The sequence below is a fragment of the Hydrogenophaga sp. genome (assembly GCF_050182545.1).
Classification (GTDB): domain Bacteria; phylum Pseudomonadota; class Gammaproteobacteria; order Burkholderiales; family Burkholderiaceae_C; genus Hydrogenophaga.
On record NZ_JBFXCD010000018.1, the window covers coordinates 56,372 to 73,805 of the forward strand.

Sequence of the window (17,434 nt, forward strand, 5' to 3'; positions counted from 1 at the left end):
AGAAACCACCATGTCCGACATGTCCATGCTCATCAACGGCCTGAAAGTCACGGCCGAAAAAGGCGCCACCTTCGAACGCCGCAACCCGCTCGACGGCAGCGTGGCCACGCGCGCACCCGCCGCCAGCCCCGCCGACGCCGTGATGGCGGTGGAGTCCGCCGCCGAGTCCTTCAAGACCTGGAGCGAGACCGGCCCCAACGAACGCCGCGCCCTGCTGCTCAAGGCCGCCGACGCGCTGGAGGCCAAGCTGCCCAAGTTCGTCGAGGCCGTGGCCGCCGAAACCGGCGCCACCGGCATGTGGGCCGGCTTCAACACCATGCTGGCGGCCAGCATGATCCGCGAGGCCGCCGCGCTCACCACCCAGGTGGCGGGCGAGGTGATCCCGTCGGACGTGCCCGGCTCGCTCGCCATGGGCGTGCGCCAGCCCGCTGGCGTGGTGCTCGGCATCGCGCCCTGGAACGCACCCATCATCCTGGGCGTGCGCGCCATCTGCGTGCCCCTGGCCTGCGGCAACACCGTCATCTTCAAGGGCAGCGAGAACTGCCCGCGCACCCACCAGCTCATCGCCGAAGCCTTTCAGGACGCGGGCTTCCCGCCCGGCGTGGTGAATTACCTCACCAACGCACCGGCCGACGCGGGTGCGGTGGTGGAAGCCATGGTGGCGCACCCGGCCGTGCGCCGCGTGAACTTCACCGGCTCCACCAAGGTCGGCAAGATCATCGCCATGACCTGCGCCAAGTACTTGAAGCCCGTGGTGCTCGAACTGGGCGGCAAGGCGCCCATGGTGATCCTGGACGACGCCAACATCGAAGACGCCGTCAACGGCGCGGCCTTCGGCGCCTTCGCCAACAGCGGCCAGATCTGCATGAGCACCGAACGCATCATCGTGGACCAGAAGATTGCCGACGAGTTCGTGAAGAAGTTCGGCGACAAGGCGAAGAACCTGCCCCTGGGCGACCCGCGCAAGCCCGAGCCCGTGGTGCTCGGTTCTGTCATCGGCCAGGGCACGGTGGATCACTGCAACGCCCTCATCGACGACGCGCTGGCCAAGGGCGCCAAGCTGGTGTGCGGCGGCAAGGCCGACAGCACGCTCATGCCCGCCACCGTGCTCGACCACGTCACGCCGGCCATGCGCATCTACCACGAGGAAACTTTCGGCCCGGTCAAATGCGTGGTGCGCGTCAAGGGCGTGGAAGAAGCCATTGCCTGCGCCAACGACAACGAATACGGCCTGAGCGCCGCCGTCTTCGGCGGCGACATCGCCCGCGCCTTCAACGTCGCGCGCAAGATCGACTCCGGCATCTGCCACGTTAACGGCCCCACCGTGCACGACGAAGCGCAAATGCCCTTCGGCGGCGTCAAGGGCAGCGGCATCGGCCGCTTCGGCGGCAAGGCCGGCATTGCCGAGTTCACCGAACTGCGCTGGATCACGCTGCAGACCACGCCGCGGCATTATCCGTTCTGATTTCTGGTGGGTGGGGATGGGGGAAAGAGAGGCGAAGGCCTTGGAGGCAGTGCTTCCAGGGCCTTCGTTTTGGTGTGGTTGGAGGGCCGTTAAAGACTGGGTGCCGCCGCTTCAATCGGCGATCTCGATGTGCGATCTTCGCCACTTTTCAGTCATTCAAATGCTGGCCTTCGATGTCGATCGCTTGCGCAAATAGATGCTGTGACTAGACTGCCGCTGACAGGTTAAGGCGCGCACTGCTGAGCTCATTGTGAATAACACACACCTCATCACCTGACATCCGGGAGTAAGCCATGAGCGACTGGGATTTCCTGCACGAAATGCACGCGCTAGGCTACAGCGCCGATGAAATTGCGGACGCTGCAGGGTCCGGCGCGGCCCCATGGGAATGGGAGTACATCGACAGAGAGTTGACGCGTAGGGAGCTCAGAGAAGAGTTCCCATTCGGCACCCTAGAGCAGGTTGAGGTTTTCTGCGATCTCGTGGATTGCGCGGCGAGATACTTTGAGTCCACCGGCAGGCATATGCAGATCTGGGGTGAGCTTGGGGAGCTATATGCTGAGATCAAGTTTGGACTCATTCGCCACGTCGCGCATACAGCTGGGTCTGACGGAACGATTGACGGCCGCTTGATCGAGGTAAAGACGATCTCACCCGAGAAAGCCAGCGACCGTGTAATGGTCAAGAGTCAAGGCGACTTTGAACAGTTGCTGATCGTGCGCATCGACAGTGAATTCAGGTTCTCGAGCAAGTTGTTGGACCGAAGCGCTCTCAACGGGTCCGCTGGTAAATTCCTGAGCGGACGGTTCCAGGCGAGCCAAGGGCGTTGACAGTTTATTTCCGTCGGAGCGCTACGTGCCCCCTGTGTTGGCGAGGGGGATACGTTGAACAACGGACTCGTAGTGCTCTTGCGCGAGTTGTGCCGCTTTAGACTGATCAGAGTCGTTTGCAAGCGTCGGGTCGAATATCTGCATCGACTGCCAGTGGACGTTCAACGAACAACATCGTGGGCCCTCAATTCACAGACATGTCAGTTCACCAAGCAGCCATATGGCATGGAGCTGCTAGGAGCAAATCGGCTAGCCGCAATTTCTATCCTTGCAGCTTGAGGATGAACTGTGCCTAGTGGACGGGACTAGCTTGCAGCCTCGCTAGTCGGCATGGGTGTGTCGGCGGCAACCCCCGCCATGAAGTCAAGTGTAGAGAAGACACTTGGAAGCGCTTCCTTGTAGGTAGTCACGAGGCCGTTCGTAATGATTCCCCGCTCGAGATTGAGAAGTTCACGCTGAAAGAATTCCCTGTGCCTCTGCCAGAACAGTACCAAGTCTTTCCTGGGCAAAACTTTTGTAAGGGCGGACTCAATTGACGAGGACGTTACCTCTCCGAGAACGAGGTAGCTCGCCTCCCGCATGCTTCGAACGCAGAAGTCACCGAACACGAACGCGTGCTCTGGGCGTACCGACGGATCAAAACAAAAGTCCAGCAAGTAATGCGTCATTGCTGTTCGAATGCCGCATTGGTCATCTGCCCCGTCCTCGTCGTAGAAGCCGCAGCCAACTCCGGCTCCGGTGCCGCGCTGGTCATTTACTAGCTGATAGATAACAAACGTCTTGATAGTTGATCGCACCGCATCAGGGGTTTCTGACTTATCGCCATCTCCTTGCGGAGGACTCACGTGCCCGAATATCTCACTATCAGAAACCTCGTCCACAGCAAGATAGAAGTTCACGTTGACCTCGATGTACCTCGTCTTGAACAACTTGAAGATCCTTTGAGACATACGTCGCAAAGAATTGACTGCAAGAAACGACACTTCGCCACCGCCTGTGGCCTCAGGGTCCTCGAACTGGAGCAAGCCTCTATACACGTTGCTAAGGCTACCTTCTCGATCGATGCTGCATACTAGCCGGAAGACCATCAAGTCGTTCCAACCCAGAGGCCCACGCTCGGGCGCGGCAATCCTCTCTATGAGTGCTGGCGAATGGTTGCTCGACTCTCCCAAGATACGCGCTGCAATCTCACGTACGTTCGTGTTGTCTCGAATGCGCCCATTCCGCGGAGCGCCATATCCAACACGATCAAGAAGTGTCGCGAGTGCAAAGATACTTCGCTGTCTCAGGCCGCGACCTCGGCCTTCCGTCGAAGGGTAGGTCGGCAAGACATTAATCATTTGGTCAATTACTTCGTTCGCTTGAAGTGGCTGAAGTTCATGTGCGCTATTGACCAGTACCCGCCAGAGCTTATCTTGGACATGTTCCCCATGCCTAAGAGAGAACTGATCCGAACTTAGAACTTCCTTTATGGTTCTCGTTCCAGCAATCACAGCGTCCACGGCCTCCCTATAGAGCCGGAAGGTTTCAACATCTGTGGGCGCTGTGAAGCGTACGATCAGCTTCAGATAGTTTTCAAGGTTGCGGCTTTCGCTATTGAAGCAAGCACGCGATCGCCGCATGTCCTCGCTAGGTTGCTGGAGATTGCCGAACTTGAGGACGCGAATGTCGAATAGCTTCTTGACAAGGAACTTTCCTGTTTCGTCCAACTGCTTCGTGAACTCGTCGAAGCCGTCCGCGTTGCGAAGGTTTGCGGATTCTCGCGCGTCCCCTCGTTTCAGAGAGAACATGCCGCTGCGACCCTCGGTTTCTTCCAAGTAAATTTTGCGAAAGATGCCTGGGTACCGAAGATGTAGCAGGACCAAGTGCACAAGGTCCTGTGGATCAAAGTCGCTGCGACCAAGGTCAAACTTATCGAGTTGCATCAAAAGCATTGCATTGACGAGACGCTTCAGCTTTCTAAGGTCGCCGACAAGTGGCGCGTAGTGATGTGACTCCTTACCTGCGACCATGTTCGCGACGACATTCATGACGCCGGAGAGCTTGAACATGGTGTCAGCGGGAATAAGCGGGAAGCGGGAAGCATCCTTCTTCCAATCTGTCAGCAGGAATTTTCTTAATACCTCGCCGTCGACAAAGAGGCTCTGCTTTACGGCAATGAATTTCTCAAGAAAGTCTCGTGCCCGCCACCCTTCCTCTCTGCCGGCTACCAGCATCTCAGTGTCATAGCAAAGGATGTAGGCAGCTTGGCTTAGCCTGAAGGTCCTGCGAACTGTGAATAACACGTTGTTGACCAATCTCGGCTCCAGCCGGTCAAGATCCTCAATGATGACAATCAAGCGCCTCCTGGACTGTTTGAGGACGGCATCAACGTCCTCCAAGAGCTCGTCGATTGTTTCGGCGGATGGTTCCAGCGACAACCTGAATCCTAGGAACGACACATCCGTCTTGCCCTTAAGAATGCGGGAGTAACGGTCGGCAGCGGGCGCGAACTCGGGTGCGAAGGCTTGCTTCTGGATTGCAGTGCACATCTCTCGTATGAATCTATCCGATAGATCTGGCTCGGACGCGTACCTTAGGGTCTGGAAATTGACCACCACCGTGAATTCAGACTTTGCCCACTCACGCACCGCAATGTTTAGGAAGCTTGTCTTGCCTGTTCCCCATGGAGCATCGATTCCGAAGACGAGTCCCGTTTGCGCTCCTGCTGCCAAGACTGTCTGTGCAAACCCCTTCGCTTGTTCTGCGATCCCAAGTGCATCCTCCCGCTCGTCGCCAATTTCATCGTCGGGCAGAAAGTGCACCTGCCCGAGCGGCTTCGACCTCCGGGCAATGAAATCTCTGGTAACTGACGCCAGAAGAACTACGATGAGCATGCCCAACACAAGGGGAGCCCAGCCCATATCTTGCCTACTGATGGCGGCATGAACCTTTGCGAGTTTCGGCGCCACAAGGAAATCCGCCCAAATTCCGAGTGCCACACTAGCCAGAAGATCGATTCGCCAGCTGGCGATCATCCTTCGTAACTGTGCAATGGCCTGGCGCTTCCATCCATAGACGACAGGTATGGCAAAGCAAAAGAGCAGCGCAGCACAAACTATAGGCAGAGGGAGCGCATCGGAAATCCAATAGCCGAACGCCGAGCTAGCAAGGAACGCAAGGCGGAAGCCCTCTGCCAGCAAAAACCCAGAGATGACCATGCGGCCATAGACCAAAAGCTCGGGCATTCTCATCTGAGCATGTCTCGCCACGGGGATCTCCAAAAGATTGGCCTTGTCGGCGCGAAGCTTGTAGTGGCCGCCTTCAGTAGAGGGCGCCTAGTGTTCTGGCCGAAGGATAGCGCCCAGCCATTGAACCCGACCGGAGCATTGCATAGGGGTCAATATGGAAGACTGCAGGTCTCATTGACCCCACGGGCTCGTGAGCCTAGTCAGGTACGAGTGACCCCAAAATGTCTGCAACCTGTCACGCGGCCCGCAAACGCTAGCGACTGCTCCCGCTGCAGAGCCGACCACCACCTCAACCGCAATCACCCTCACCCACAGCCTGCAGGCTGACACGCACACCCACAACCCCGTGCCTGGTGGCAATGGCACGCGCCCGTCTTGCGGTTGAAGTGGCAGCCGCAGGCATTGAGGCCGCCGCCGTGGGCGAGGGTGGTGGTTGGTGGGGATGCGGTGCAGGCCGGCACCAGCCAGGGGGTGGAGGCAGATGCCGCACCCAGGGTGATGAGGGCGAGCAGCGCTGAGAGAGTCAAGGTGCGCATTCGCCTGGGTCACCGCTGCTGTGCTGCCATGCGCGTCGGCGCGAACATGCTGCGCCCCAGCCAGCGCCAGAGCCGCTGGCCGTTGCGGCCCGCGCCCTGCACCTTCAGGTCGCCCGACTGGATGGCCTGCTCGGGGTTGCTGTCGCCGGTCCAGATTTCGGTGAGTGCGCGCACCGTCGAGTCCACCAGCACGCTGACGTCGTGGCCCGGGTCGTCGCGGCAGAGGTCGGCCTCGTGGTGGTTCACCACCAGCCACCATTGGCGCTCGGCCGCCGGTGCATCGCTGAAGCGGAAATGCACGACGGTGCGCTCGTCATCGGGAAATTCATCCAGCCGCGCGAAGCGGCGGATGTCCCACATCAGGAAGCCCGCGTCGAGCTGCTCGCGCCGCAGCCGGCTGCCGATCCAGCGCGCACCCCAGTGGCCGATGCCCACGACGATGGGTCGCAGTTCCTCGCCGGCGGGCGTCAGGTGGTATTCCCAGCTTTTCTCGACGCGGCGCCGCTCCACGACGCCGATTTCTTCCAGCTTGCGCAGGCGCTGCGTGAGCAGCGTGGCCGACATGCGCGGCACGCCGCGGTGGATGTCGTTGAAGCGGTGGCTGCCGCACAGCAGCTCGCGCACCACCAGCGGTGTCCACAATTCGCCCAGCACCTCGGCGCCGCGGGCGACGGTACAGAACTGCATGTAGTCGATCATGCGGGCCAGTCTATCGGTGTGTTGCCGGAACGCCTACTCCAGATTCTGGACTTGAGGGCGCCCGGCATCGCGCCTACCTTGAAGACCGACCGTGCATGTCGCAACGGTCAAGTTCCAAGGAGCACTGCCATGACCGATACCCTCGTTTCACCTCCCTCTGCCCCGGCCGTCTTCGACGCCGAGAAGTTTCGCCAGACCACGCGCGCGCAGTGGGAAAACGCCGCCGAAGCCTGGGACCGATGGGGGCCGTTGCTGGCGCGCTGGCTCGGGCCGGCGACAGAGGCCATGCTGGACATGGCGGCCGTCGGCCCCGGCGTGCGCGTGCTCGACGTGGCGGCCGGCGCGGGCGAACAAACCCTGGTGGCCGCTCGCCGCGTGGGCACGCGCGGCCACGTGCTGGCCACCGACATCTCGCCCGCCATCCTGCGCCATGCACAGGCAGCGGCCAGGCAGGCCGGGCTGGCCAACGTGGACACCCTGGAGCTCGATGGCGAGCGCCACGACCTGCTGCCCGCCGCCTCGTTCGACGCCGCGGTCTCGCGCGTGGGCCTGATCTACTTTCCCGACCAGCAGCGGGCGCTGGCCGGCATCCGCCATGCGCTGAAGCCGGGCGGGCGCTTCGCCGCGGTGGTGTATTCCACCGCCGAGCGCAACCCCTTCTTCGCTGTGCCGGTCGGCATCATCCGGCGCCGCGCGCAGTTGCCGCCGCCCTTGCCCGGGCAACCGGGGCCGTTCTCGCTGGGGGCTGAAGGCGTGCTGGCGAAGACGCTGGAGCAGGCCGGCTTCCGCGACGTGGAGGTGCGCAAGGTCGATTCCCCCGTGCGTCTTCCCACGGCCGCCGAGTGCGTGCGCTTCGAGCGCGAGTCCTTCGGCGCCCTGCACCAGATGATGGCCAGCCTGAGTGACGACGAGCGCACCGACACATGGAGGGAGATCGAGGCGGCCTTGCTCCGCTTCGAAACCCCGGCGGCGGGTTTCGTCGGACCGTGCGAGATGCTGGTGGGGGCGGGCACGCGCTGAGCCGGCCGTCGCCGTCAGTTGACGTCTTCTTTAACATTCACCAAAATGGGTGAATGAAGAACGCGTTGACCGCCAGCCGACTCGACAACCTGTTCGTTGCCCTGGCCGACGAGACCCGCCGCGCCATCCTGGCGCGGTTGTCCTCGGGCGAAGCCCGTGTGACCGAGGTGGCCGCGCCGTTCGCCATCTCGCTCAATTCCGTGTCCAAGCACATCCGCATCCTGGAGCGCGCCGGCCTCATCACGCGCCGTCGCTCGGGGCGCGAACATGTCCTGCGTCTCGAGCCGCGCCCGCTGGCGGAGGCGTCGGACTGGCTTCAGTCGCGTCAGCGCGACTGGACGGGCCGCCTGCAGCGTTTGCAGGCGTTGCTGGACGCGGAGGATGCAGCTTCACCCCGGCACAGCAAAGGAGTTCGCCGACCATGAAGACCGAAATGAAGACCGAAGGCCATCTCGCCATCACTGTCCATCACCGGTTCCGCCAGCCGGCCGAGCGGGTGTTCGATGCCTGGCTGGATGTGCGCCTGGCGAGCCGGTTCCTGTTTTCCACCGAGACCGGCGAGATGGTTCGCTGCGACATCGATCCGCGCATTGGCGGGCGGTTCGTGCTGACCGACAGGCGCCCTGATGGCGATGTGGAGCACACCGGGGAGTACCTCGTCATTGATCGGCCACGGCATCTGGTGTTCACGTTCGGCATACCGGCCGCATCGCCCAGCTTCGACATCGTGACCATCGAGATCACGCCTGAGGCGGACGGCGGCTGCACGCTGCGCCTCACGGCAGAGATGCAGCCCGAGTGGAAGGACTACGCCGACCGCGCACGCCAGGGCTGGGCGCAGATCCTGGCCAGCCTGGAGGCGGCGCTGGATGTGACGGGCGCCTGAGAGCGCCAGCAGGTTGCCATGAGATCGGCGCACGCCGGCCCGCGCCGCTGGCGGCCTGCTACCGTGTGGCCACTCGACATTTCCTACCGAAGGACCGCCATGCGCCGCTTTGCCCTTCCCGTCTACTCCTTGCTTCTGGCCTGTGTTGCCCTCGCGCCTGCCGCCACGGCCGAAGAAATCGGCGAAGTCAGCACCGTGTTCAAGTTCATCGGCCCCAACCACAAGATCGTGGTCGAGGCGTTCGACGACCCGGGCGTGAGCGGCGTCACCTGTTTCGTCTCGCGCGCGAAGACCGGCGGCATTTCGGGCGCCTTCGGTCTGGCCGAGGACAAGTCCGAAGCCTCCATCGCCTGCCGTCAGGTGGGGCCCATCACCATCCCCAAGCCGATCAAGCCGCAGGAGGAAATCTTCAGCGAGCGCATCAGCCTGGTCTTCAAGCGGCTGCGCATCGTGCGCATGGTGGATGCCAAGCGGCACACGCTGGTCTACCTCACCTACTCGGACCGCGTGATCGAAGGCTCGCCGCAGAACTCGGTCACGGCGGTGGCGGTGGACCGGGCCACGGCCATTCCGCTGCGTTGAGGGTTCAGGCGACTGCGGGCGTCCACGTGGCCGGAAAGCGCTGCACCCGACCGGTGGGCAGCTTGACCATGGCCGCCTCGAACAGCGGATGCACCAGCCATTGCGCCAGCCAGCGTTGCAGGGCCGGCAAAGGCAGTTGCCCGAACCAGGCAGGCTCCACCGCCGCGAACTGGCGCACAAAGGGGAAGATCGCGATGTCCGTGGCGCAGGGGGTCTGGCCACTCAGTTGGGCCGCATGCTGCAACTGCGCGTCGAGCGGTTTCAGCAGCGCCTCGACGGCGGCAACGCGGTGCCGCGCCCGGTCGCCGGCATCGCCGAACCGCTCGGGGTACTTGTAGCGGTCGAGGTGGTGCTTGAAGGGGCCGTCGCACGCGGCCAGCAGATTGAGTTGGGCGCTGCCCTGCGCCCGCGCCCACCAGCCCTCGGGGTCGTGCGCGGCGAATGCCCATTGCACGATGTCCAGACTTTGTTCCAGCACACTGCCATCGGGCAGCAGCAGAACCGGCACCGTGCCCTTGGGCGAGAGCGCCAGCATCTCGGCGGGTTTGTCGCGCAGCACGATCTCGTGCACGTCGAACGCAATGCCGGCCACCAGCAGGGCCATGCGCGCTCGCATGGCGTAGGGGCAGCGCCGGTAGCTGTAGAGCAGGGGCACGGTGGACGGCGTCATGGTTCCCGATTACATCGCATGGCCCGCGTGCCCGTGCCACCCACCTTCCGGCTGAATGTGAACAGACCCTAGTCCAGCAGCGACAGCATGTGGCCCAGGCGCGGGTCGCCGCGCCCGCCCAGCACCAGCGCATGCGCCGCCTGCACGGCGTCGGGCCCCCGGTGGGTCTGCACCGCCAGCCAGGGCGCCGCGGGCTGGGTCACCTGGTCCATGAAGGCTTGCCAGGCGCGCGCCATCCGTTCGTTGAAGCCGGCCGCGCCCCAGTCGCCGTGGCGTTTCTTGGCCTGCGCCGGCGCGAAGAACAGCACCGGGCGCGGCCCGGGCAGATCGCGTGCGCCGGACAACTGGTCCACGTGGGTACCGCCGATGGAGCAGCTGTAGGCCAGCGCCGAGAAGCGGCTGTGGATCGCCTTGCGCAGCGCACCGTTGCCCGCAAAGTCGACGTAGACGCAGGGCGTGTTGGTGGCCAGCGTGTCGAGTTGCTCATAGGTGAGCACGCGGCCGTACACGCCCAGGCTTTCGCAAAACGCCACGTTGGCAGCCGAGGTGAGGCCGACCACTTCGACCTCCGGCCGCCGGGCCAGCTGGGCCGCCGTGGCATATGCCGTCTTGCTGCTGGCCGACGAGAGCAGCATCGCGCCGCGCTGGCCGCCCTCGCACGTGCCGAAGAAGTGGTTGTCGGCCAGGAAATCGTCGATCAGCCAGGCGGTGAGGAACAGCGGCCGCAGCAGCGCCAGCTGCGCTTCGTGGGCGGCGTCGTGCAGCGGGTCGGCCGCGCAGCGCAGGTACTGGTTGTAGACCGGGTGCAGCGCGGCGCGGTGCGGTGCGCCGTCGAAGAAGCCCTGGGGCGACACGCGGGCGGGCCGCAGCACCACCCCGGAGGCCATCGGCCAGTAACCATACAGGCGTTCGCCCACGGCCACGCCGGCGCAGCGCGTCTCCTGCACAACGCCGAAGCCCCACACCGGGATGAGCCCCCAGGCCCTGTCGCCGCCGTCGGGGGTGTCGCCTTGGGGCGCCACCAGGAAGAACTGCCAGTAGTTCATCGCGTCGCCGAATGCCGCGTAGGTGATGTTGTTGGACGTGTACGCGAAGTGCTCGATGCGCACCCGCACCTCGCCGTCTGCCAGCGGCTCATCGGGCAGCACCACGGTGCGAGTCGTCTCGAGGCGGTCCTTGCGGACCTGGAACTGGGTGGTGGGCATGGGGCGTCTCGCGGTGATGGCACTCGGACGCGATGGTGCACCGGCTTGTCGCGTGGGCGTGTCGCGCGCGCACCGCGAGCTGCAGTTCGGGTAAATACGCATGAATGTCCATCCATGGATAGGCAACGTCTATTCGGTGGATGCCGACAATCAAATGGCCGTTGGCGATGCGTCGACCTAAGCTGTCTGCTTTCGGCAATGCAACGGAGGTCCCCATGGTCAGCCCGGTTCCTGTGCCGCAGCAGTCGCCGCCGTTCTGGCTGGAGGCGCTCGCCGCGATGGCGGCAGCGCACTGACGGGCGGGGCTTCGCTGCCGCCATTGCCAACGAATCCGTCACGATCCCGTGATAGAAGAGCAGTGGCCTGTCGCCTGATCGGCGCGGGGTTGCTGTGCATCCATCCCACCACTACAAAAGGAGAGAAGCCATGTCCACGACAGAAGCCAAATGCCCGTACCACCACGCCGCCGGCGGTGGAGCCAGCAACCGAGACTGGTGGCCGAACCAGCTGCGCGTGGACCTGCTGAACCAGCACTCCAGCAAATCCAACCCGCTGGGCGAGGAGTTCAACTACGCCGAGGCCTTCAAGAAGCTCGACTACAAGGCGCTCAAGGCCGACCTGGTCAAGCTCATGACCGACAGCCAGGACTGGTGGCCCGCCGACTTCGGCCACTATGGCCCGCAGATGATCCGCATGGCCTGGCACGCCGCGGGCACCTACCGCACCATCGACGGCCGTGGCGGCGGCGGGCGCGGCCAGCAGCGTTTCGCGCCGCTGAATTCGTGGCCGGACAACGTCAACATCGACAAGTCGCGCCGCCTGCTCTGGCCGATCAAGCAGAAGTACGGCCAGAGCATCTCCTGGGCCGACCTGTTCATCCTCGCGGGCAACGTCGCGCTGGAATCCATGGGCTTTCGCACCTTCGGTTTCGCCGGCGGCCGCGAAGACGTGTGGGAACCGGACATGGACGTGAACTGGGGCCCGGAAATGAAGTGGCTGGCAGTGGATGCCGAGAACCGCATCGGCGACAAGCGCGAGCTCCAGGGTCCGTTCGGCGCCTCGCACATGGGCCTGATCTACGTCAACCCTGAGGGCCCCAACGCCAGCGGCGACTACATGCTGGCGGCCAAGGACATCCGGGAGACCTTCTACCGCATGGCCATGAACGACGAGGAGATCGTCGCCCTGATCGCCGGCGGCCACACCTTCGGCAAGGCCCACGGCGCCGCGCCCGAATCGCACAAGGGCCCCGAGCCCGAGGCCGCGCCGATCGAGGCGCAGGGCCTGGGCTGGAACAGCGACTATGGGCAAGGCCACGGCAAGGACACCATCTCCAGCGGTATCGAGGTCACCTGGACCAAGACCCCCGCGCTGTGGAGCAACAACTTCTTCGAGAACCTGTTCAAGTACGAATGGGAGCTGGAGAAGAGCCCCGCCGGCGCCAAGCAGTGGGTGGCCAAGAACGCCGAGGAAATCATTCCGGACGCGCACGTCAAGGGCAAGTTCCACAAGCCCAAGATGCTGACCACCGACCTGACGATGCGCTTCGACCCCGAGTTCGGCAAGATCTCCAAGCGCTTCCTCGACGACCCGCAGGCCTTTGCCGACGCCTTTGCCCGCGCCTGGTACAAGCTGACGCACCGCGACATGGGTCCCAAGGCGCGCTACCTCGGCCCGGAAGTGCCGAAGGAAGACCTGATCTGGCAGGACCCGCTGCCCGCCGCCACCCACAAGCCAACGGCTGCGGACATCACCGACCTCAAGGGCAAGATTGCCGCGTCCGGCCTGTCGGTGGGTGAACTGGTCTCGGTGGCCTGGGCCTCGGCCTCCACCTTCCGCGGCGGCGACAAGCGCGGTGGCGCCAACGGCGCGCGCCTGGCGCTGGCGCCGCAGAAGGACTGGGCGGTCAACAAGGTGGCCGTCAAGGCCCTGCCCAAGCTGGTGGAGATCCAGAAGGCGTCGGGCAAGGCCTCGCTGGCCGACGTGATCGTGCTGGCCGGCGTGGTCGGTGTCGAGCAGGCGGCCAAGGCGGCGGGCGTGAAAGTGGATGTGCCGTTTGCGCCGGGCCGCGTGGACGCGACGCAGGCGCAGACCGACGTGGAGGCGTTCGACGTGCTGGAGCCCGTGATCGACGGCTTCCGCAATTTCGGCCGTGGCAATGCCGGCGCGCCGACCGAAACCATGCTGGTCGACAAGGCCCAGCTGCTGACCCTGACCGCGCCCGAGATGACGGCGCTCGTCGGCGGCCTGCGGGTGCTGGGCGCCAACGCCGACGGCGGCAAGCACGGCGTGTTCACCGACAAGGTGGGCGCGCTCACGAACGACTTCTTCGTGAACCTGCTCGACATGGGCATCGAGTGGAAGCCGACCGACGCCAGCGCCGAGGTGTTCGAGGGCAAGGACCGCAAGAGCGGCAAGGTCAAGTACACCGGCACGCGCGCCGACCTGATCTTCGGCTCCAACTCGGTGCTGCGCGCCTACGCCGAGGTGTACGCCAGCGCCGACGGCAAAGAGAAGTTCGCCAGGGACTTCGTGGCCGCCTGGACCAAGGTCATGAACGCCGACCGCTTCGACCTGGCCTGAGCCACGCTCGCTTGAGAAGCCGCAAAGGCCACCTTCGGGTGGCCTTTGTTTTTTGCGGTTCGGGCCGTCACCCGGCCCGGCATGACCCCGCGGCCTTCCCAAATCACGGGCCTCTGCGAAAATCCCACACCATGAACGCCACCAACACCACCGAACTCATGAACACCCTGGGGCTGCAGGCCAAGGCGGCCTCGGCGCTCATGGCCAGGGCCAGCGCTGCCACCAAGATCGCGGCGCTGCGTGGCCTGGCGGCGCTGTTGCGCGAGAACGTACAGGCACTGCAGGTGGAGAACGCGAAGGACCTGGAGCGCGCGCGCGCCAACGGCCTTTCCGAGCCGATGGTGGACCGCCTCAAGCTCACGCCCAGGGTCATCGAGACCTGCGCGCAGGGCTGCGAGCAGCTCGCGGCCATGCCCGACATCATTGGCGACATCACCGGCATGAAGCAGATGCCCAGCGGCATTCGTGTGGGGCAGATGCGCGTGCCCATCGGCGTGTTCGGCATGGTCTACGAGAGCCGGCCCAACGTCACCATCGAGGCCGCCTCGCTGTCGATCAAGAGCGGCAACGCCGCCATCCTGCGCGGCGGCTCCGAGGCCATCGAATCCAACCGCGCCCTGGCCGCGCTGGTGCAGCGCGCGCTGACCGACGCCGGCCTGCCCGCCGACGCGGTGCAGCTCGTGCCCACCACCGACCGCGCCGCCGTCGGCCAGCTCATCACCATGCCGCAGTACGTGGACGTGATCATCCCGCGCGGTGGCAAGGGGCTGATCGAGCGCATCAGCGCCGAGGCCAAGGTGCCCGTCATCAAGCACCTGGACGGCAACTGCCACACCTACGTGGACGACCCCTGCGACATCGCGCTGGCGGTGAAGGTCACCGACAACGCCAAGACCCAGAAGTACAGCCCCTGCAACGCCACCGAGAGCCTGCTGGTGGCGCGGGGCGTGGCGGGCGAATTCTTGCCGAAGATCGGTGCCATCTTCGCGGCCAAGGGCGTGGAGATGCGCTGCTGTCCCGAGTCCTTGCCGATCCTCCGGGCCTCCGTTCGCCCTGAGCCTGTCGAAGGTCTCACCGGGACTTCGACAGGCTCAGCCCGAACGGTTCAGCTCATCCCCGCCACCGAACAGGACTGGTCCGAGGAATACCTCGCACCGGTCATCAGCATCAAGGTCGTGGCCGGCGTGGATGAGGCGATTGCCCACATCAACCACTACAGCAGTCACCACACCGACGCGATCATGACCACGAACCACGTGCATGCCCAGCGCTTCCTGCGCGAGGTGGATTCGGCCAGCGTGATGGTGAACGCGAGCACCCGCTTCGCCGACGGCTTCGAGTTCGGCCTGGGCGCCGAAATCGGCATCAGCACCGACAAGTTCCACGCCCGTGGCCCGGTCGGGGTCGAGGGCCTGACCTCGCTCAAGTACGTGGTGTTGGGCGAGGGCGAAGTGCGCGGCTGAGCCACCGGCGGCGCCAGAACGGCCATGGCCACCGACGCGACCTCATTTCCCGCCGAGGGCGGTTGCGACTGCCGCGCGGTGCGCTACCGCATGGGCAGCGCGCCGCTGTTCGTGCACTGCTGCCACTGCCGCTGGTGCCAGCGCGAGTCGGGCGCGGCTTTCGCGCTCAACGCCATGATTGAGGCCCACCGCGTGACCCTGCTCGGCGAAGCGCCCGAGCCGGTGCACACGCCCTCGGCCAGCGGCCAGGGCCAGACGATCCTGCGCTGCCCGCACTGCAAGGTGGCGCTCTGGAGCCACTACGCCGGCTCAGGCCCCGCGGTTGCTTTCGTGCGTGTCGGCACGCTGGACAACCCGGACCTGCTGCCGCCGGACATCCACATCTTCACCGCGTCGAAACAGCCCTGGGTCGTGCTGCCCGAGGGCGCGGCCGCGGTGCCCGAATACTACGAGCGTGAGGCGCACTGGCCGGCCGAGAGCCTGGCGCGCCGGCAGGCGCTGCTGCCGGCCATCGAAGCCTGGCAGGCAGCCCGTGACGCCCGACAGACCTGAGGAGCCCGCCACCATGTGCCGCAGCATCAAGACCCTGTTCAACTTCGACCCGCCCGCCACCGAGCTGGAGATCCGCGACGCCTCGCTGCAGTTCGTGCGCAAGCTCAGTGGTTTCAGCGTGCCTTCGCAGGCCAACGAGGCCGCGTTCGAACGCGCGGTGGAGCAGGTGGCCGCTTCGGCGCGCGAACTCATCACGTCCCTGCGCACCACGGCCGCACCGAAGAACCGGGAGGTGGAGGCGGCGAAGGCGCGGGAGCGGTCGGCGGCGCGCTTCGGGCAGGCGGGCTGAGACCACCCCGGGGTGGGGCGCGCCGGCCTTGAATTGCCGTCATGCGCCCCCATTACACTGACTGCCTCTTCCGCCGCTCATACCCCTCCCCCCTATGGTTCCGCACCTCGTCACCGCCCTGACCGGCCCCATCAACGAGCTCGAGCAGCGCATCCTCGAATCCACCCCGGTGATCGAGCGCTGGTTCCGGCTGGAGTGGATGGAGCACACGCCGCCGTTCTACACCTCGGTGGACGTGCGCAACGCCGGCTTCAAGCTCGCGCCGGTGGACACGAATCTCTATCCGGGCGGCTGGAACCACCTCACGCCCGAGATGCTGCCGCTGGCGGTGCAGGCGGCCATGGCGGCCATTGAAAAGATCTGCCCCGAGGCGAAGAACCTGCTGCTGGTGCCCGAGAGCACGACCGACACCTTCTATCTGAGCAACCTCGCGCAGCTGCAGCGCATCTTCTACATGGCCGGGCTCAATGTGCGCCTGGGCTCGCTCTCCAACGACATCAAGGCGCCCAAGACCATCGAGCTGCCTGGCGGTGAAAAGGTGGTGCTGGAGCCGCTGATCCGCAGCAAGCGCCGCCTCGGCCTGAAGAACTTCGACCCCTGCACCATCCTGCTCAACAACGACCTGAGCGCGGGCGTGCCCGGCATCCTGGAAGACCTGCATGAGCAGTACCTGCTGCCGCCGCTGCATGGCGGCTGGGGCACGCGGCGCAAGAGCCACCACTTCAAGGCCTACGAGGAAGTGTCCAAGCGCTTTGGCAAGCTGCTGGGCATGGACCACTGGCTCATCAACCCGATGTTCAGCCAGTGCGGCCAGGTCGATTTTGGCGACGACGCCGGACTCGATTGCGTGCGCAGCAATGCCGACGCGCTGCTGGGCAAGATCCGGCGCAAGTACAAGGAATACGGCATCAACGAAAAGCCGTTCGTGGTGGTCAAGGCCGACAACGGCACCGGCGGCATGGGCATCCTGACCGTGCGCGACGCCAAGGACATCGACAAGCTGTCGCCCGCCACGAAGAAGCGCATGGCCGTGTCGCAGACCGGCCAGGCGGTGCACGAGGTCATCATCCAGGAAGGTGTGCTGACCAACGAGCGCATCAACAGCGCGGTGGCCGAGCCGGTGGTCTACATGATGGACCGCTACGTGGTGGGCGGTTTCTACCGCGTGCACGCCACCCGCGGCGTGGACGAGAACCTCAACGCGCCCGGCTCCAGCTTCGTGCCACTGGCCTTCGAGCAGAGCGCGCAGCTGCCGCAGCCGGGTGTGAAGCCCGGCGCCAGCGTGCCCAACCGCTTCTACATGTACGGCGTGATCGGCCGCCTGGCCATGCTCGCGGCGAGCTACGAGCTGGAGGCGACCGACCCGGATGCCGAGGTCTACGAATGAGTTGTTGCGGTGCAACATTCCTGGTCAAGGCCGGGGT

General features: G+C 64.7%; 16 protein-coding genes. 12 read left to right on the forward strand and 4 right to left on the reverse strand.

From position 1 onward, the window contains the following. Positions 1 to 10 precede the first annotated feature (10 nt). Positions 11 to 1,465, forward strand: a complete 1,455-nt coding sequence (locus tag AB7P10_RS16460) for an aldehyde dehydrogenase (RefSeq protein ID WP_428294932.1) — start codon at positions 11 to 13, stop codon at positions 1,463 to 1,465. A 293-nt stretch (positions 1,466 to 1,758) separates the two neighbouring features. After that, positions 1,759 to 2,295 carry a hypothetical protein gene (locus AB7P10_RS16465; RefSeq protein WP_428294933.1) on the forward strand — a complete coding sequence of 179 codons (537 nt, stop codon included), beginning with the start codon at positions 1,759 to 1,761 and terminating at the stop codon, positions 2,293 to 2,295. 305 nt (positions 2,296 to 2,600) lie between these two features. On the opposite strand, the gene AB7P10_RS16470 is transcribed toward AB7P10_RS16465, so the two are convergent. Then, complete coding sequence (locus AB7P10_RS16470) at positions 2,601 to 5,528, reverse strand: P-loop NTPase fold protein (protein WP_428294934.1); 2,928 nt, start codon at positions 5,526 to 5,528, stop codon at positions 2,601 to 2,603. A 542-nt stretch (positions 5,529 to 6,070) separates the two neighbouring features. Continuing rightward, positions 6,071 to 6,760 carry a winged helix-turn-helix transcriptional regulator gene (locus tag AB7P10_RS16475; protein WP_428294935.1) on the reverse strand — a complete coding sequence of 230 codons (690 nt, stop codon included), beginning with the start codon at positions 6,758 to 6,760 and terminating at the stop codon, positions 6,071 to 6,073. Between the two features lie 129 nt (positions 6,761 to 6,889). Between AB7P10_RS16475 and AB7P10_RS16480 the strand changes: the two genes are divergently transcribed. The 4 genes from AB7P10_RS16480 (at position 6,890) to AB7P10_RS16495 (ending at position 9,248) form a co-directional block, all read left to right on the forward strand. After that, entirely contained in the window at positions 6,890 to 7,780 is an 891-nt protein-coding gene (locus AB7P10_RS16480; RefSeq protein WP_428294936.1) for a class I SAM-dependent methyltransferase, read from the forward strand. A gap of 53 nt (positions 7,781 to 7,833) precedes the next feature. Further along, positions 7,834 to 8,205 carry an ArsR/SmtB family transcription factor gene (locus AB7P10_RS16485; RefSeq protein ID WP_428294937.1) on the forward strand — a complete coding sequence of 124 codons (372 nt, stop codon included), beginning with the start codon at positions 7,834 to 7,836 and terminating at the stop codon, positions 8,203 to 8,205. Next, positions 8,202 to 8,666, forward strand: coding sequence for an SRPBCC family protein (locus AB7P10_RS16490; RefSeq protein WP_428294938.1), 465 nt, complete (start codon positions 8,202 to 8,204; stop codon positions 8,664 to 8,666). The genes AB7P10_RS16485 and AB7P10_RS16490 overlap by 4 nt, the downstream gene beginning before the upstream one ends. 99 nt (positions 8,667 to 8,765) lie before the next feature. Then, positions 8,766 to 9,248 (forward strand): CreA family protein, encoded by a 483-nt coding sequence (locus AB7P10_RS16495; protein WP_428294939.1) that lies wholly within the window; start codon positions 8,766 to 8,768, stop codon positions 9,246 to 9,248. A gap of 4 nt (positions 9,249 to 9,252) precedes the next feature. On the opposite strand, the gene AB7P10_RS16500 is transcribed toward AB7P10_RS16495, so the two are convergent. Together AB7P10_RS16500 and AB7P10_RS16505 are read right to left on the reverse strand one after the other, a co-directional pair. Next, positions 9,253 to 9,918, reverse strand: a complete 666-nt coding sequence (locus tag AB7P10_RS16500) for a glutathione S-transferase (protein ID WP_428294940.1) — start codon at positions 9,916 to 9,918, stop codon at positions 9,253 to 9,255. 68 nt (positions 9,919 to 9,986) lie between these two features. Further along, positions 9,987 to 11,123 (reverse strand): DUF2855 family protein, encoded by a 1,137-nt coding sequence (locus AB7P10_RS16505; RefSeq protein ID WP_428294941.1) that lies wholly within the window; start codon positions 11,121 to 11,123, stop codon positions 9,987 to 9,989. A 140-nt stretch (positions 11,124 to 11,263) separates the two neighbouring features. Here AB7P10_RS16505 and AB7P10_RS16510 point away from each other — a divergent pair, with 140 nt between their 5' ends. The 6 genes from AB7P10_RS16510 to gshA all read left to right on the forward strand — a co-directional run bounded on the left by AB7P10_RS16510 (position 11,264) and on the right by gshA (position 17,397). Continuing rightward, positions 11,264 to 11,419, forward strand: coding sequence for a hypothetical protein (locus tag AB7P10_RS16510; RefSeq protein ID WP_428294942.1), 156 nt, complete (start codon positions 11,264 to 11,266; stop codon positions 11,417 to 11,419). 130 nt (positions 11,420 to 11,549) lie between these two features. Then, positions 11,550 to 13,706 carry a catalase/peroxidase HPI gene (gene katG, locus AB7P10_RS16515; protein ID WP_428294943.1) on the forward strand — a complete coding sequence of 719 codons (2,157 nt, stop codon included), beginning with the start codon at positions 11,550 to 11,552 and terminating at the stop codon, positions 13,704 to 13,706. A gap of 131 nt (positions 13,707 to 13,837) precedes the next feature. Next, the gene (locus AB7P10_RS16520; RefSeq protein ID WP_428294944.1) at positions 13,838 to 15,169 is read left to right on the forward strand and encodes a glutamate-5-semialdehyde dehydrogenase; all 1,332 of its coding nucleotides are present in this window, start codon (positions 13,838 to 13,840) and stop codon (positions 15,167 to 15,169) included. Between the two features lie 24 nt (positions 15,170 to 15,193). Further along, complete coding sequence (locus AB7P10_RS16525) at positions 15,194 to 15,721, forward strand: GFA family protein (protein WP_428294945.1); 528 nt, start codon at positions 15,194 to 15,196, stop codon at positions 15,719 to 15,721. 13 nt (positions 15,722 to 15,734) lie between these two features. Further along, positions 15,735 to 16,010: a DUF2277 domain-containing protein gene (locus tag AB7P10_RS16530; RefSeq protein ID WP_428294946.1), complete on the forward strand. Its 276-nt coding sequence runs from the start codon at positions 15,735 to 15,737 to the stop codon at positions 16,008 to 16,010. 94 nt (positions 16,011 to 16,104) lie between these two features. Next, complete coding sequence (gene gshA, locus AB7P10_RS16535; RefSeq protein ID WP_428294947.1) at positions 16,105 to 17,397, forward strand: glutamate--cysteine ligase; 1,293 nt, start codon at positions 16,105 to 16,107, stop codon at positions 17,395 to 17,397. The last annotated feature ends 37 nt before the right edge of the window (positions 17,398 to 17,434 follow it).

Coding starts and splice junctions, on each gene's coding strand:
- AB7P10_RS16460 (WP_428294932.1), top strand. CDS start 11: ATGTCCGACATGTCCATGCTCATCAACGGCCTGAAAGTCACGGCCGAA.
- AB7P10_RS16465 (WP_428294933.1), top strand. CDS start 1,759: ATGAGCGACTGGGATTTCCTGCACGAAATGCACGCGCTAGGCTACAGC.
- AB7P10_RS16470 (WP_428294934.1), bottom strand. CDS start 5,528: ATGAGAATGCCCGAGCTTTTGGTCTATGGCCGCATGGTCATCTCTGGG.
- AB7P10_RS16475 (WP_428294935.1), bottom strand. CDS start 6,760: ATGATCGACTACATGCAGTTCTGTACCGTCGCCCGCGGCGCCGAGGTG.
- AB7P10_RS16480 (WP_428294936.1), top strand. CDS start 6,890: ATGACCGATACCCTCGTTTCACCTCCCTCTGCCCCGGCCGTCTTCGAC.
- AB7P10_RS16485 (WP_428294937.1), top strand. CDS start 7,834: ATGAAGAACGCGTTGACCGCCAGCCGACTCGACAACCTGTTCGTTGCC.
- AB7P10_RS16490 (WP_428294938.1), top strand. CDS start 8,202: ATGAAGACCGAAATGAAGACCGAAGGCCATCTCGCCATCACTGTCCAT.
- AB7P10_RS16495 (WP_428294939.1), top strand. CDS start 8,766: ATGCGCCGCTTTGCCCTTCCCGTCTACTCCTTGCTTCTGGCCTGTGTT.
- AB7P10_RS16500 (WP_428294940.1), bottom strand. CDS start 9,918: ATGACGCCGTCCACCGTGCCCCTGCTCTACAGCTACCGGCGCTGCCCC.
- AB7P10_RS16505 (WP_428294941.1), bottom strand. CDS start 11,123: ATGCCCACCACCCAGTTCCAGGTCCGCAAGGACCGCCTCGAGACGACT.
- AB7P10_RS16510 (WP_428294942.1), top strand. CDS start 11,264: ATGCCGACAATCAAATGGCCGTTGGCGATGCGTCGACCTAAGCTGTCT.
- katG (WP_428294943.1), top strand. CDS start 11,550: ATGTCCACGACAGAAGCCAAATGCCCGTACCACCACGCCGCCGGCGGT.
- AB7P10_RS16520 (WP_428294944.1), top strand. CDS start 13,838: ATGAACGCCACCAACACCACCGAACTCATGAACACCCTGGGGCTGCAG.
- AB7P10_RS16525 (WP_428294945.1), top strand. CDS start 15,194: ATGGCCACCGACGCGACCTCATTTCCCGCCGAGGGCGGTTGCGACTGC.
- AB7P10_RS16530 (WP_428294946.1), top strand. CDS start 15,735: ATGTGCCGCAGCATCAAGACCCTGTTCAACTTCGACCCGCCCGCCACC.
- gshA (WP_428294947.1), top strand. CDS start 16,105: ATGGTTCCGCACCTCGTCACCGCCCTGACCGGCCCCATCAACGAGCTC.